The sequence below is a fragment of the Anaerosporobacter sp. genome (assembly GCF_031551385.1).
In the GTDB taxonomy this organism is placed as follows: Bacteria; Bacillota; Clostridia; order Lachnospirales; family Lachnospiraceae; genus Anaerosporobacter.
Genome location: NZ_JAVBNS010000274.1, coordinates 1 through 16,769, shown reverse-complemented (window position 1 = coordinate 16,769; position 16,769 = coordinate 1). Strand labels below are relative to the sequence as shown.

8 protein-coding genes are annotated in these 16,769 nt (G+C 36.5%); 7 read left to right on the top strand and 1 reads right to left on the bottom strand.

Annotation, left to right across the window (positions count from 1 at the left end; all coding sequences use genetic code 11):
• Together RMR19_RS20380 and RMR19_RS20375 are read left to right on the top strand one after the other, a co-directional pair.
• On the top strand, positions 1–1,233 hold a 1,233-nt coding region (locus RMR19_RS20380), incomplete at its 5' end, for an ATP-binding protein (protein ID WP_310605350.1).
• Positions 1,234–1,408: 175 nt separating this feature from the next.
• Positions 1,409–2,254, top strand: coding sequence for a KilA-N domain-containing protein (locus tag RMR19_RS20375; protein WP_310605349.1), 846 nt, complete (start codon positions 1,409–1,411; stop codon positions 2,252–2,254).
• 110 nt (positions 2,255–2,364) lie between these two features.
• On the opposite strand, the gene RMR19_RS20370 is transcribed toward RMR19_RS20375, so the two are convergent.
• A complete protein-coding gene (locus RMR19_RS20370) occupies positions 2,365–4,491 on the bottom strand; it encodes a glycoside hydrolase family 36 protein (protein WP_310605348.1) in 2,127 nt (708 codons plus the stop codon).
• Positions 4,492–4,790: 299 nt separating this feature from the next.
• Here RMR19_RS20370 and RMR19_RS20365 point away from each other — a divergent pair, with 299 nt between their 5' ends.
• The 5 genes from RMR19_RS20365 to RMR19_RS20345 all read left to right on the top strand — a co-directional run.
• On the top strand, positions 4,791–5,576 hold the full coding sequence (locus tag RMR19_RS20365) for an AraC family transcriptional regulator (protein WP_310605347.1): 786 nt from the start codon (positions 4,791–4,793) through the stop codon (positions 5,574–5,576).
• A gap of 143 nt (positions 5,577–5,719) precedes the next feature.
• A complete protein-coding gene (locus tag RMR19_RS20360) occupies positions 5,720–6,844 on the top strand; it encodes a DUF4234 domain-containing protein (protein ID WP_310605346.1) in 1,125 nt (374 codons plus the stop codon).
• Positions 6,845–7,091: 247 nt separating this feature from the next.
• A complete protein-coding gene (locus RMR19_RS20355; protein WP_310605345.1) occupies positions 7,092–8,270 on the top strand; it encodes a glycoside hydrolase family 88 protein in 1,179 nt (392 codons plus the stop codon).
• A 397-nt stretch (positions 8,271–8,667) separates the two neighbouring features.
• The gene (locus RMR19_RS20350) at positions 8,668–10,677 is read left to right on the top strand and encodes a methyl-accepting chemotaxis protein (protein WP_310605344.1); all 2,010 of its coding nucleotides are present in this window, start codon (positions 8,668–8,670) and stop codon (positions 10,675–10,677) included.
• Between the two features lie 229 nt (positions 10,678–10,906).
• Positions 10,907–16,769, top strand: a 5,863-nt coding sequence (locus tag RMR19_RS20345; protein WP_310605343.1) for a CBM96 family carbohydrate-binding protein, incomplete at its 3' end; no start/stop codon positions are given.

Genomic DNA, 16,769 nt, shown 5'->3' with positions numbered 1-16,769 from the left:
ATTATTATTGTAGATATTCTTCCGGGAACACAGCGTCCTTATTATATTAAATCAATGGGAATTCACAATGGTACGTTTATTCGTTCAGGTGCGACTACTAGATTGGCAGAAACATATATGATACAAGAACTAATTCTAGATGGTACGAAAGGGAGTTTTGATCAACTACCAGCAGAGGGACAGGTGGTGACAGAAGAAGAGATTGAAAAATTATGCGAAGAGATGACTACTTATGCAAAACGAATGTGCCGGAGTGATTCTGAGCGAGATAAAGTTCGTCCATTGACGCGGAACCAGCTTCTTTCATGGGGACTTCTTGTTGAAAAAAACGGAGAGTTACTTCCGAGCAATGGTTTCTGTTTACTGGCAGGAAAACCGATACCATTTGTGCAATCTAAAATTCAGTGTGCTGTTTTTAAAGGAACGACGCGAGCTGTTTTTGTTGATAGAAAAGAGTATAGTGGTTCAATTCAAAATCAAATTGATGAGGCTTATGATTTTGTTTTGCGTATGATTCGTATGGGAGCAAAGATTGAGGGTCTATATAGACAAGATGTTTATGAAATTTCAATTGGTACGATACGTGAAATTATCTGTAATGCCGTATGTCACAGAAGTTATCTAGAACCAGCTAATGTACAAGTTGCTTTATATGATGACAGGTTGGAAGTTACTTCGCCAGGAATGTTATCCTATGGTATGTCTATAGAAAAAATAAAAGAGGGTTACTCTAAGATTCGCAATCGTGGTATTGCAAGTGCATTTGCCTATATGAAGATTATTGAGAGCTGGGGAAGTGGTATTCCAAGGATAATTCAAGAATGCAAAGAGTATGGTCTTGAAGAACCAGAACTAATTGATTTTGATGGCGATTTTAGGGTGAATATTTATAGAAAAGAACCAATCATTTCAAATGTGGTACGTGAAAGTGCCGGAGAAATATTTGGAAGTGCCGGAAAAGTGCCGGAAAAGTGCCGGAAAGTGCATGGGAGTGCCAAAAAGGTGCCGGAAAGTATTGAACTGGTAGAAGACGGATGTTATATGGTGGGACAGCATAAGAAAATAATTGAATATATAGTTGCCAATGGATTTATTACATCCAAACAAACAGAGGAGTTGCTATGTGTGAAACAAAGAAGAGCGAGGGCAATCCTTAATGAGATGGTGAAAGGTAATTTAATTAAAAAACAAGGAGCTTCAAGGAGTACGATATATGTATTGAATGAGGAATAGAGCAAAGGGCTGCTGGCTGTTTTGCTTCAATTTTTTATTTGTATTAGAATCTTCACTTTGACAAGCCGTAAAAGGTAGAGTGCAAAAGAACACTTGTTCTGTGTGCTCTTTTGTGCTAAACTATAAGGTATAAGACTTGTATTTTATGAAAAACAGTCATTAAAGGAGGATATTCATGGGGAAAATCATAAAAGATACAATTCATGCTAAAGGTATTGATATTGGTATTTATACGTTAAATTTTGAAGATGAATTTATTTCATTAACAGATATCGCAAAATACCGGAATGAAGATGACCCAAGATTTGTAATTCAAAACTGGATGAGAAATAGGAATACGATTGAATTTCTGAGTGTTTGGGAAGAATTACATAATCCGAATTTTAACCGTGTGCAATTCGAGGCGGTTAAAAATGAGGCAGGGTTAAATCGTTTTGTGATGACACCAACAAAATGGATTACACAGATGGATGCAATTGGAATGACTTCAAAAGCAGGCCGTTATGGTGGAACATATGCTCATAGTGATATTGCTATGTCGTTTGCAACTTGGATTTCCCCTGAATTTCAATTGTATATAATGAAAGATTACAGGAGATTAAAGACAGAAGAAAACAGCAAAATTTCTCTTGAGTGGAATTTAAAAAGGGAAATTTCTAAGTTGAATTATAAAATACATACGGATGCAATAAAAGAAAATTTGGTTCCACCAGAATTAACATCAGTGCAAGTTTCATATAAATACGCTAGTGAAGCGGATATGCTTAATGTTGTTTTATTTGGGAAGACAGCGAAACAATGGAGAGATGAGAATCCTAATGAAAAGGGAAATATGCGTGATATGGCAATGATTAATCAATTATTGGTGCTTGCAAATTTGGAAAGTTATAATGCCGTTCTAATTAAACAGGGGAAATGTCAGGAAGAACGAATACAGTTACTTCGGCAGCTTGTTGTACAACAGTTGCAGACACTGGAATCTTTAAAGATAAATAATTTTCCAAAGATTGAATTGGAATAGGGATACCCAACCATCTTATAATATAAAAAAGCTGAACATTTCGCATATTCTACGATTGTTCAGCTTTTGTTTCTTAATTCTGTGTATTAGAGATTGATAAAAATGGTTTTCTAAACCGTTGCTTTTATAACATGCACAGCACAACCCTCAAAACAATCCATCTTTGCAATTGTTAAAACATTTCCTGTAATTGAGATGTATTTATTATTAAATGCATTTTGAATCGTATACGCCCCGGAAGAAAGAGTAATCTGCATGCTTTCATTTGGATTCTCAAACGAGTGGCAGATGATAAGCAATTCATCTTCATACGTTCTTATAACAGCTTGCGTACCTTCTGGATATCGCATATTCAAACTACGCTCGCCATAGATTTTTGAGATACCATCTTTAATAATATGTGCCACAGAAGTATAGAAGTCTTCCGATTGCTTCACAAGATCCCATTGGTGCTCGGATAGGTTATTGATATCGCCAGATAAACACATACGTCCAAGGAAGGTTGCACTTAAACTGTAGCACAATCTGGTATCCGTATCGGTACTATGAAGGACAGCCCAGATTTGGCTTTGGCGAGGCAATATCAAATAGTGGAGATTGGCTGCAATATAAGGAATCTCTACACATTCATGTGCATCAGAAAATGAACTCATTGCGGTAACGCCAAGCATAGATGGCTCTAAACGATGCCCTCCAGAAGCACAGTTTTCAATAATGATATCAGGAATTTGGCGTTTGATTTCCATAAAGAATAGTCGAACCGCCTCCATTTGCGTTCTTAGACCTTCACCAAGGCTGTCACAGCCGTCACAACCCAGACCAATACTTCCGTTATAATCAACCTTTAGATATCCAAAACCATTTTCTTTTAAGAACATAATTATCTTTTCAGTTAAATATGCAGTCACTTTTGGATTTCTGAAATCCCAAAATGTTCTCCAGCCATCGCAGTTGATTACAATACCATCTCGTTTAAGATGCCAGTCATCATATTCATTTTCATATACTTGCGCGCCTTTGGTTGTTACTTCGAATTCAAACCAAATCCCCGGTATATAGCCTTTTTCACGTAGTTTCGTAGTGGTATCTTTAATATTAGGAAACTTCGTAGTATCAACAATCCAGTCCCCATTCCCTGCTTGACCGAGCATATGGTCATTCGTTTTACTCCAGCCTGCATCGATAACGAGATATTTGACAGGGTGTCCTTTGAATTTCTCGGCATAAGACAACATATTTTCGTGAGTAGGAGTGCCCCATGTTGTACACCATTCATTAAATATAATAGGAAGTCCTTCTTCGCCAAACTGGTCAGCGGCAATGTTATGTAGTTTCGTAATGCTTTGGCAAGCCTCGGAATAATCGCCATGGTGCGTTGTGATATAAGCGACAGGTGCAGAGAAACTTTCCTGTGGTTGAATGGTTTTGAACCAACTTCCAAAGTCCATATCAGGCAGACCGCCACTAAGGGAAAGCGTATCACCGAAACGTGTCACCTCCATTTGCCAAGAGGCATTATGACAAATCTGAGCACCCCATAATACTTGATGTTCGGTATCCTCAAGCAAAGCCATAGGGAAGAAACGACCAACAGGCCAAGAACCAATCACTCCAAAACGTTCACTCTCAACGAAGGCACTTGCCCAAGATTTCTCTAGTGAAAGTGTTTCGATTGGTTCACTAATGTGTTTTCCCTCTAAACTCCAACCGCCTTTAAATCGGTGTAGTGTAATTTTATTAGGAGCATCATCCTCTTGAAATGGACTGATATTATCTAGTGAGAAACTTGATAACATCTCCAGTGTCATAGCGTGATTGCTTTCATTGACAAAAGTTGTCTCAATAGAGAATGCCGTTTGTCCTTTTTGATGGGTAAGTGTATGGAGTACCTTATAGCCTTCTGTAGCAGTTAAGGTTGTAATAATCTTTGTGGAATCTGCAGTTTCAATGGCATCTTGTGAAGCGAATTGAAGATTTCGTACACTCTCTGAGTATTTCATAGAGTTACCACCAGAATTACAACGACTATGGTGACGAAGATGAAGTTGTACTAAGCTACCCATTCGCCATTCTTTATTATGAGCAGGATTAGGAGCAGCAGGAGTTTGCTCTGTGTCCCATGGTTGTTTGAGTTCTCTTGCCTGCGATTGTGGTACAAGTAAGAGGCTTACCTGTTTATTTTCGTTGATTAGGTATTTTAGTAGGGTATTTTCTATTACATAATTTTTTTCTTGCATGGAATCGTCCTTTCTTTTCTTAACAAGTAGTTGTATTTATAGTATACTATTACAAGAAACGATGACATGGCGTAGTATTTGTATGTTTTGTCATGATGTTATTTTATATTAATTTGATACAAGGGTCATGAGGTCATACGTTTTATGCTTGCGTAGCAATCCGTGTATCAGTTGGGGGCAAAATGATTTTTGACCCCAACATCATTAATTTGGGTGGTCAAAAGGTTTATTCCTATGTTCGAAGGAATACTTGAAAAGGGTAAATCTTATTATTAAAAATGTGCTGGAGGATTCCCATAATGCAAAAAGACTTAATAATAAATAATAACAATTTAAAAGATGCGAATCCGATTGTTTGTGGGGAGCACATTTGCGATAAAGGGCATGGATTTGGGCCTGCAGTTCGTGATTTTTTCTTGTTGCATTATGTGATTTCTGGTTCTGGAACATTTGCTTGTAAGAATGGGATGTATCATCTATCAAAGGGTGATATCTTTATTATACGTCCAGATGAGGAAACGTATTATGTAGCAGATTTGGAGAATCCTTGGCATTATTGTTGGGTTGGATTTGAAAGTGGAATTGTTGTTCCATCTTTAGTGAAGAAAGATGTTTTGCGTATGCCAGAATGTGAACAGATTTTTATGGATATGCTTCATGCAGATAAGTTGAAGAAGTCAAAAGAGCTTTATCTGAGCGGAAAGATATTCGAATTATTAGCGATTATAAATGAAAACACAGATGTGGAAGTTAAAGATATTACTTTGGATTATGTGTCAGAGGCAAAGAGATATATTGCACAACATTATATGGAAGATATCAGTATAGAGAAGATAGCGAAGTACTTAAATTTAGACCGAAGTTATTTTAGTACGATTTTTAAAAAGATGGAAGGCAAGTCACCACAGCAATATATTATTGATTTTCGCTTACAGAATGGGGCAGAGCTTATATTGGATGAGAATCTTAGTACGACTGAGGTTGCTATGAGATGTGGGTATAAGGATATCTTTACATTTTCTAAAATGTTTAAGAAGAAGTATGGGATATCGCCGAGTAAGTTTAGGGAGAAGAATGAGGAATAGTTTAGTTCATGTTTAAGCAATTTTATATATTATTTGCGACTACCTTGATGGGTTTATGGGTTAGATGTTATAATGAAAGGTAAAGGTTGGATATGATTTTGAAAAATAATTAATTTAAAACTATTTATATTAAGGGAGGAAGTATGGATAATGTAACGAAAGGATCAAAAAAGACAATAGGTATTATGGTTGTAATATTGGCGGCTATTATTATTTCTTTTCGGGGATATAGTCTTATACAAATATTTTTATCCAAGGATAATTATTACTATGAACCAGGTGAGTTGTATCTTCTCTATTTTGAGGAGCTACTAGTTATTATTACCCTAATCACTGTAATAATCGCTGTTGCTAAAAATCATCGAAAGATAGCCATGTTTGCGTTGGCAATACAGTATGCGATAGCTGTTGCATTGAATATAATTGAAAGCGATAATGATAATATAAAATTATTGCCTATTGTATGTGTAATAATTATATCAGTAACGTTGTTTCTGTGTGCTTTAAAAAAAATAAATACAACCATTGCTGCTGTTATTTGTTTCGTAGCAAAAGCTTATAGTGTTATATTACAAGTTCATACTCTTATAGTATTTATTAAGCGTTGGTCATTCATGGTTGTGTGGAAAGACGGTTTTTTCTTTACGTTCCTCGTTTACATTGTATACATATTGGCGGACAGTGCCGTACTTATTTGCTTAATATGTATGCGTGAAAAACCGAAAATTGTGGCAAGTGCAAACAATAGTGGTAAATTTACAGAAGCAGCCTGTTTCGAGCAAAGGAACATCGCGCTTTGTATTATCTTATCAATTGTAACATTGGGTATATATGGGATGTTCTGGCTTGCTGACATTGTTAAAGATGTACATAAATTGCATGGTGATGATAATTCAGTCGTAGCGGAAGTTTTATCAATATTGTTTATTCCATTCTATGGTTGGTATTGGATGTATACAAGAGGCAAGCAGATGTTTGAAGATTCAAATGTGAAGGGGGGAAATATTGCTGATAATGGTGTGATATACTTAATCTTATCAATTTTTGTCCTTTATATTGTAGATTATGCATTAATTCAGAATGAGTTTAATAAGTATACTACAGATAATATGAAATCTATACCAAAATATATAAATAATCAGCCGAATCTTGAAGAACCATCAGATATCACTTCAAAATTAACAGAACTAAAAGGTCTGCTTAATTCTGAACTTATCACAGAAGCAGAATATGAAAGCAAGAGAAAAGAAATACTGGATAGGATGTAATTGATAGTGGATATAGGCATCTGTCCTTAAAATTAAATAAATTTATAAGTTATACGATAATAAAGTCTAAAGAAAGAGGAGAAGTCTTTCTTTAGGCTTTATTTTTTTGTGCCATCATGAAATAAAACTTATTAAAAAACAGTATATAGTTATTAAAAAGCCGTAATTAAATAAATTCCAGATATGCTATGATTAACTACAGTGGAGACTCAGAAGTAGTAGTTAATATTCTAACATACGAACAGGAATGAAAAGAAAGGAAGATAATAACATGATAACTGCAAGTGACAAGAAATGGGTAGATTCTGTAGTAGAGAAGATAACAAAAAAGTTAGAGGTAGTAAGTGAAAGAAGTAAAGATAAGATACCAGCGCTAACAAGAGATGGCGTACATGATGACCGTTCTATGGAAAATGTAGATTGGAATATCGATGATGGCATCAACTGGTGGACGAATGGATTCTGGGGCGGAATGATGTGGTTGATGTACCATGAGACAAAAGAGGAGAGATATGCAGAGATTGCAAGAGTATCAGAAGAAAAACTAGACAGATGCTTTACACAGTACTATGGATTACATCATGATGTTGGATTTATGTGGTTGCCAACAGCAGTTGCAGACTATCGATTGACAAAGAATGGAGAGGCAAGAAGAAGAGCAATGCATGCGGCGAATCTGCTAGCGGGAAGATTCAATCCAGTCGGAAAGTTTATACGTGCATGGAATGATCTTGAGGGTAATGATACAAGAGGTTGGGCAATTATAGATTGCTTGTTTAACATTCCATTATTATACTGGGCAACGGAAGAGACAAATGACCCAAGATATAAGCAAATCGCAATGATGCATGCGGATACGGCAATGGAAGCATTCGTAAGACCAGATGGTTCCGTGAATCATATAGTAGAGTTTGACCCAGTTCAAGGAGGTGTTGTAAAGACATACGGCGGACAAGGTTATGCGGAAGGGTCTTCATGGACAAGAGGACAAACTTGGGCATTATACGGATTTGTTATCAGTTACTTACATACAGGAAAGCAGGAATATCTCGATACAGCAAAGAGAGTGGCACATTATTTTATGGCAAATATTCCGGAGGACGGCATTATACCTGTTGACTTTAGACAGCCAAAAGAGCCTGCTTGGGAGGATTCTATTGCAGCAGTAGTTGCAGCCTGTGGATTAATTGAAATATCTAAGATAGTGGATGAATTTGAAAAAGATATTTATTTGAATGCTGCAATTAAGATGCTAAAGGCATTAGATGAAAGTCGCTGTAATTTCGATTTGGATAACGATGGTATCCTTCAAAACTGTACTGGAGCATATCATGATCCTTCGAAACATATAAACTTGACATATGGAGATTTTTACTTTATAGAGGCAATGTTTAAACTGAAAGGTGAGGAATTCTTTATTTGGTAAAAGTATGAAGAGAAACTCTAAGACAGTAAAGGACACTGTCTAAGTGTTTCTAAAACTTCATACTAAGAGAAATTCTAAGGCATCAAAAGACGATGCCTTAGAGTTTCTAAAGCTTCACATTTGAAGGTCAAAGAAATTGAATGAAGTAAAGGCATGAAAAGGAGTCTGTAGCTAATTGATGCTTTCAACTATATTTTAAGTAATTGCGAAACGCTCAATATACTTGACTGCTTCTTGATTAATGTACATCAACTAAAAAAACGATAGCAAAACACCTAGAAGTACTTAGATGTGTCGCGTGTTTTGTGTTAATGTACGTTAATCAAGAAGCCTACACAACATAAAATGAGTTTCGCAATTACCTACAACTACCTTTATTTGAAAGGAGGAATAAAACATGAGAAGGCAATTATTTATAGGGTTTTTAATTCCGATTTTATTTGTAATAATCGTAGGGATTTATTCATACAATAAGGCTTCCGATGGTATGCTACAGAATTATGAAAAATCAACATTAGAGACATTACAGATGACAAGTGAATACCTTGATTTTGTGTTTCAAGGTGTCTGTGCGGATTCCTTGCAGTTTAGTAAGGATAAAGAGATTACAAACTATGTGTTTGGAGTTTATAAAGAAGATGCATTTGTTCAAAAAACTACGTATGATACAATAAAGCTTCAAGCAACCGTTAAGGCAACTTCGAATGAATTTGTTTCGAATATTCATTTTATAACGGCAGATGGAATCAATTGTATCTCAACAAGTTCAGCGACTGATGAAAAGGTGAATGGATTTTACAAGGAGTTTTTAGAAGCCAATGAAGAGGAACTTGGAGGGTATAGCAAGAAGGATAAATGGTTGAGTACGCATGCATTACTAGATGAAGAATTAGGTATAATGAGTGAGGTATATGCTTTGTCACAGGTGAGGTTGCTATCTTCTAATAATGCATTCTTGGTCATTGATGTTAGCAAAGATAAGATACAATCGCTGTTAGATAATATGCAGTTTGGTACAGGAACGAAATTATCTTTTATCACAGCAGATGGACGAGAGATACAGGCAACGGAATCGGATTACCAATTTGTTGATAAGAGCCATTATGCAGATATACTGGAAAGTGAAGAAACAGGTGGATTTCAGTATGTTACGAATGAAGGAAAAGAATATCTGTATGTTTGGAGTAAGTGTCAGGCAAATAGTTCTGTAATCTGTGCTTTAATCCCTAAGACACTTGCGACAAGTAAGGCATTAGAAATCAAAAAAGCTGTATACATAATTGTTGCAATCGCTTGCCTTGTCGTTCTTATCACGGGTTCAATTATTATATATGGAATTAGCAAGCATATGAAATATCTTGTTACACGTCTAGCAAAGGTTGCGCAAGGCGATTTGACAATTGAGATGAAGATAAACAAGAAGAATGAGTTTGGTGAGCTGGCAAAGCATATCAGCAATATGATTGCAAGTACAAAACATCTGGTAAGTGGAATTATAACAACTGTGGATGCGGTTACGAATTCAGGTGAAGAAGTTTCTGAAGCAGCGCAAGTGTTGTCTCAGGCATCAGAGAATATACAGTCTGTCACAGTGGAGATCGATGCTGGAATCAATCAACAGGCAGTAGATGCGGAACGATGTCTTACAAAGATGGATGAACTATCGACACTCATTTTAGGAGTCGATGAAAGTATTCAACAGATGAGTCGCTATGCAAGCAGTACAGGTGAGATGATTCAAAAAGGAAGCGAAAGCATGAATGAGCTGACTGGTCAAACGCGTATCTCAGAAGAGATGACAGAAACCGTATGCAGTAATATATCGATATTGGCAGAACGAATTCAAGAGATTGAACGATTTGTAAGTACGATAAATGAAATCGCAGAGGCAACGACGCTGTTATCCTTGAATGCTTCCATAGAAGCGGCAAGAGTTGGTGAAGCTGGAAAAGGGTTTGCAGTCGTTGCAGGTGAGATTAAGAAACTTGCAGATAATTCTTTGAAAGCCTCCGAGGAAATTCAAGTTGTAGTTGGCTCAATAAGTAATATGGCAAAGACAACAATAGAATCTTCTGAGAAAGCAAGTGGTGTTGCACTCAAGCAAAAATCAATTGTTGAGAATACAACAAGTACATTTGATAGTATGAGTGGAAGTATAACAAATCTCTTAGAAAACATAGAGGTGATACGAAATGAGATGAACGAGATGTCAGGATACCGAGGAAAAACATTGTCATCGATTGAAAGTATTTCAAGTGTATTAGAGCAAACCGCCGCGTCTACAACTGTAGTAAACGAAACAACAGATCAACAGATGGGTAAGGTTGTAGAGATGTTAGAAGCAACACAGCAATTAAATGACAACATAGTAGAGCTAGAAAAGATGATAAAAACATTTACAATTTAATACACTACAACACAAAAAGGGTTGTTGCAAAATAAAACGTACCTACAAGATACAGTGATATCCGCCAAAATATATTACTGTATATTGTGGAAATACTTATTTTGCGACAGCTCTTTTTTTATGTTTGATTTCTCTTAAAAAAACGTAAATACATCTAAAAAAATGAAATGTTTTTTTGTGCGTTAAATTGCTATAGTTAGTGTACAAAAGAAAAGGAGGATATGTATTTATGGGTAAAAAAACGAAATGGAATCGGTGGTTTGCAATTATTATGGTGATTGTATTGGCAGTTGGAGCAGTGCCGTTATCGGATTGTGTAACTGTAAAGGCAGAGGTAATTGAGGGATTGATTGCTGATGACGCTTTTATACATAAATCTTCTGCAAACATGGTTTTTGCAGAAGAGGGAAACACTCCAGACCGAATTATTATTGGTAGAGAGAGGCATGCCTATTTTCGTTTTAATTTAGCTGGAATAACAGATAATATTGTTGATGCAACATTATATCTGTATAAAGCAAAGGGTGGTTCGAACACATTAGTTTATCAAGTGTGTAGTGAAAAGTTATCTACGGATAATGAAACACCATGGTCAGAGGATAATGTGACCTATAATAATGGTCCAAGTATTGCAGCAGACGAAACGATCTATACACAGTATGTTTCAACTGCAAATGAATTCTATACGGTTGATTTAAAGGATATATTTGTTCAGGCAAAGGAAGAAGGAAAGAGCGAAGTATCGATTCATATCTATACACAAGGTGGAGATGGTGGGGAGGCAACTGAATTCTACTCATCAAGAGATGCAGCTACCGACAAACAACCTTATGTAGATGTTGAGACAATTTCAGATGACGATATTGTGTCGAATGCAGTGAGCAAATTAGTATCGAATACAGTAGCTGAATTCGATAACAAACAAGTGAAAAAAGGATTTACGTTACCAGTGGCTGTAGATGGAGCAACCGTTAGCTGGGAAAGTACAAGTACTGCAGTAGCAATTGATAATACGACAGGAGAATGTACGGTAACACGTCCAGCAGTAGGAGAAGACAACTGTGATGTTACAATAGCAGCAACCGTTAGTTATGGAACGAACAGTGATTCAAGTTCTGTGTTTTTTGTGGTTAAAGTTTTGGCATATGAAGATGCAGGAGACCCTTCTATAGCAAAAACAATGGAAGTAATTGCATCGGAAAATGCATATGTACATAGTGGAAATGCAACTACGAATTATTATAAGAGTGCAACATTACAAACTGGTAAAGAGAGAGAAACTTATCTCAAGTTTGATATAGAAGACATTCCAGCAGATGCAGATAGTATTGTTATTCGTATGTATAACACGAATACAAATACAAGAAATCTAGTATTAAATCAAGTTACAGGTGAATGGTCAGAGAAGACATTAACATACACATTAGCAACAAGTTTAGTAAAAGCAGAAATAACAAAATTCGTTTCTGCATCAAAAGATGTGTTATGTACGATAGATGTTACAGATTGTGTGTTAGCAGCAAAAAATTCTGGTGAAGATACGATTTCATTCCATATGAAACGTTCGGTAGATACGGATGACGGTAACTGTAGTGAATTCTATTCTATCTACGGAACAGATATGACAAAAGCACCAGCACTTGTATCCTATAGTGCAGGATATGAAGATAAAGTGGATGCCGTAATTGAAAAAATACAAGAATACGATGGAAAATATATTCTACAAACAGGGGACATTACGCTTGATATAACAGATAGCAATGGTAGTACAATTGTTTGGACAAGCAGTGATAATACGGCATTGAATGCTACAACAGGTGAAGTGACACGTCAAGCGAACAATGGTAACGATGTAGTGGTTACACTTACTGCACAAGTAACATACCAAACAGTTAGCAAGGATGTAATAATAACGGTTACAATACCGAAAGAACAAGTAGTTTCACCATATTTGAAGGATTCATTAACTGCAGTGATTGATTATACAAAAACAAGTATAGGCAATGCAGTGGTTGAAACAAGTGCAGCAGATACAACAATTGGGGCACTTGATTATGATTTAGAACAAAGTATACAAGCGACAATCGTTGAAGCAGAACAGTGTCTTGTGGATCAAGAAAGCTCTAAGTATTCCTTGTATATTCAGACATTACTATCAAAAGGACAAGAACTTTTTGCGTCTGGAAACACATCCAATACGGTAGTGAAAACATCAATACAAAATGATGGAAATGGTAATGTATTAGAATACTCCACATACCGTGCAAGATTAGCAGGATTAGTTTGGAGAGCCAATGCCATTTTGCTAGTAGAGCCAGAATTATACAATGAATCAGCAAAATTAGCTCTAAAAGAGCAAATTGCCTATGCAGAAGCAGCGTTAAATGGAACATTTGAATTTCCTTATAGTAGAACAAGAGAATTCGTGGTTCCAAGAGACGATGAAGCAATTCAATTTATCACATGCTATAATGTAAAGATGCACAATTACAGTATGTCTACCTATGGGTTAGCACCAGCGGTTGATTGGTATGAGAGTCAATATATCTTAAATGATGCAATGTCAACCGTAGAAGTGAAACCGACATATTGTACCTATATTCAAACGGGACAAGCTGGAAAAGGCAGCCGTAATTTAAAGACGGTGGTAATGGGAAATACACCACTTTCAAGAGTTGCATTAATGCAGTTTGATTTAGCAAGTTTACCAGCATCGGTAAAGAATGCCGAGTTATCCGTTCATAATTACAAAAGTGATACAGCGAATTTGAAGGTGTTTTTAGAACAAGATGATTGGGCAAGTGAAACAATTGATGCGGCTACATTTATTGCAAAATACGGCAGTATTGTTTCAGGAAACTTAATTACAGAATTCTCTCCAGCAGCGAAAGACACAGAGAGAAGAGTGAATATGACAGCAGCAGTTGCAAGTGAACAAGTTGGTGACCAAAAGATTTCATTTACAATTGATGTGGCAAACCAAGTAAACTATCCGATAGAATTTCATGCATTAGCAACAAGCAATAGTTCTATGCGACCAAAATTAGTAGTTACACTTGATCTTGTTAATGATATTGCGTTAGAAGAAAAATATAATGAAGTATTGCAGCTTAACGAGGAGTTCGTAAACAGTGTAGTTGCAGGAACAAGTGTAGGAGAATATCCAGCAGAAAAAGTACAAGCATTAAAAGATGAAATCGCTTTATTAAAGAGCGCGAAAACAACAAATAACGCGTATGCGATTGCAGCAAAGATGGTATCAGTTCAAAATGCAACAAGAGAATTGAGAAATAGTGTCATAATGAATCAAAATGGTTCTATCTTCTTCTCAGAGTCAGAGATTGCAGGATTAAAGAATAAAGTTAATGCAGATACAGAATTAAAAGCAGTATATGATAACATTTTATCCATTGCAAATGCGTATACAAAAGAGCAGTTAGAAGATGTCTATAACAAAATTGTTGCTGATGATATTGCAGGATTAAATCAAAATTACAAAGTATGGACATCGGCGAAAGATTTGAATTTCTCATCTGTAGCAGGAACAAAAAAGGCATATCTTGAAGTAAGAATGTCACCAGATGATTATACAGTTAATGGTAGTCAGATTGGTTATGCATGGCTTGATAACATTGTGATTACGCCAACGGTAACATCGAATTTGACTGTTCCGAATTCAGGATTTGAGAAAGACGATGTACAATGGACATTCGTTTCAGGAACCGGAACAACAGGAAAAATTGCGACGGATTATGCCTATACAGGTAACAAATCACTCTATATTGAGAATACACAGGCGAATGCAACTGGTTACTGGAAATCCGATACATTTGCTATGGGAGAGGATAAGTTCTCTATTGCGTTCTCTGTAAAGAACGATGATAAATTTAAGACAGGTCTTGAGATTATTGTTCATTACCTTGATGCAAATGGAACGGAACTTGGAACAAGTGCGGCAATAACAAAGAATTCAAAATCAACCGTAATACTTGATAACGCCTATGCAACTGCTTACCAAGCGTGTGCTCTTGCTTATGCGGTTGAAGGTGATGTGAAATATGCGGAACTTTCAAAATGGTATATGATGCTTTTCCTTGATGATCATCTTCAAGGTGTTGAAAGCTGGCTTGTTAAGGGGTCAAGACCTGATGATTATGATAATTATGGAGCGGTACAAGAAGGTAGAAATGCAGGTTCTTTGGCTACAGCATATTCTTTAATTAAGAATTCTGGAGTGTTTGTGAAAGGGTCAGATTTCTATAACGACTTTATTAGTAAAGTAGAATGTTTACTTCGAGATATCCTAGATATTCGTGACCGTATGGAATTACCAATCGATGAAGTGGCAGTGGATGCAACAAACTGGCAAACAGATATGTCAATTGGTGCTTCTATGCTTGGTATGGCATTCTATGGTGAAATTGACCATGCAGTGCAGTTTATAGAAAACGGTATGTATATTGTAGAAGGACAGTTAATTGATAGTGTTAGAGCAGACGGTGGCTGGCCAGAGTCGATTCGTTATCATGTTGCAGCTCTTTCTAAGATGGCAGCCTATGCGAAGTCTCTTCGATATGTAACAGGAAAGAATTGGTTTAGTCAGAATTCTTCTGTAGATTTATTAAAGATGTTTAACTTCTTAATTGAGGTACAGACTCCTGCTTATGTAGATGGTAATATCTCAACACCAACGTTTGGTGACGATGCATTAACAAATGGTAGTGAATTTGCGTATCTTGGACTATATTGGGATCAAGCAGTTGGTGTGGATGATAAGTTAGCACAGCAGATGTTTGAAACTTGGGTAAAAGCAGGTAAACCAAAACCAGCAATTTCAGCAGAAGAGAACATGGTTCAGAACTTCTTCTTAAATGCAGAGTATACAAATGTTAGCACTTGGAATGATGAATATAATCTTGACTTAAAGTCAACAGATTATGCGAAGGATTGGGGAACTTTTATATTCAGAAATAATTTCGGAACAGCGAAGGAAAGTTTCTTTAGTTTCATGGCAAATAGTCATGAAATTGGACATAATCATTATGATGAATTATCCTTTATGATTTATGCTAATAGTACACCGATTGTAGTTGACCCAGGAATTGAGTCATACTTTAGTAGTTCAAAGAACACATATACTTCGTCTGATTCTCATGCAACTGTTCAATTCTTGAATGGATCTACTTATAGCAATACGAATACGCTTTCGAGTGGACAAGCATTTACAACAACAAAGATGCTTGACTCTGTATCTGCAGTAGTTGGTTCAGCAACAGGAGGAGAACAAGACAGAGAAATCCTTTATTACAAGGGTGATAACGAGTTCTATGTCGTATGGGATCAAATTAACAATGCGACAGCAGGTACTAGATTTAATTTACCTGTTTTAGCAGTGAAGACACCAACGGTATCAGCAGATAGTAAAAGCGTTCTTGTAGAAGGATTCAATAATACGAATTTAGAAGTAGTATTCTTACAAGGAGCAGATAGTATTGCCATTGATACCATGCGTGGTGCACCAAAATTAACAGTTCGAGATGGTGAATCTAGTGCGTTAGTTGATGTAATCCGTGCGAAGAACTCTACAGTAAATGGAAACTATTTGACAATATTATTGCCAAGTGATGCAACGGATTCTGTAACAGTTGAGTCAACTACAATCAATACAGGAAATGCGTCTGTACAAGCATATCAATTGACGATAGGAGAAGATAAGTTCTACGTAGTTGTAAATGATTCATCTCAAGATGTTGAAGTTAACTTAGGAACAGGTGATATTTATGTAGTATCGTCGAATACAAAAGTATCTGCAAGTGAAGTAAGTGCAACTGCAAAACAAATAACATTGTATTCGGATAAGCCAAGCGCAGATGATGCTGGAAATGGCAACGGTGGAGACGATAATGGTGGAAGCGGAAATGGTGGAAACAATAATGGTGGAAGCGGAAACGGTGGAAACGATAATGGTGGAAACGGCAATGGTGGAAACGATGATGGTGGAAACGGCAACGGCGGAAACGATGATGGTGGAAACGGCAACGGTGGAAACGATGATGGCGGAAACAGCAACGGTGGAACAGACAATGGTGGCG

Bases quoted from the DNA above. Each gene is read 5' to 3' on its own strand.
- RMR19_RS20375 (WP_310605349.1), top strand. From the start codon at position 1,409: ATGGGGAAAATCATAAAAGATACAATTCATGCTAAAGGTATTGATATT.
- RMR19_RS20370 (WP_310605348.1), bottom strand. From the start codon at position 4,491: ATGCAAGAAAAAAATTATGTAATAGAAAATACCCTACTAAAATACCTA.
- RMR19_RS20365 (WP_310605347.1), top strand. From the start codon at position 4,791: ATGCAAAAAGACTTAATAATAAATAATAACAATTTAAAAGATGCGAAT.
- RMR19_RS20360 (WP_310605346.1), top strand. From the start codon at position 5,720: ATGGATAATGTAACGAAAGGATCAAAAAAGACAATAGGTATTATGGTT.
- RMR19_RS20355 (WP_310605345.1), top strand. From the start codon at position 7,092: ATGAAAAGAAAGGAAGATAATAACATGATAACTGCAAGTGACAAGAAA.
- RMR19_RS20350 (WP_310605344.1), top strand. From the start codon at position 8,668: ATGAGAAGGCAATTATTTATAGGGTTTTTAATTCCGATTTTATTTGTA.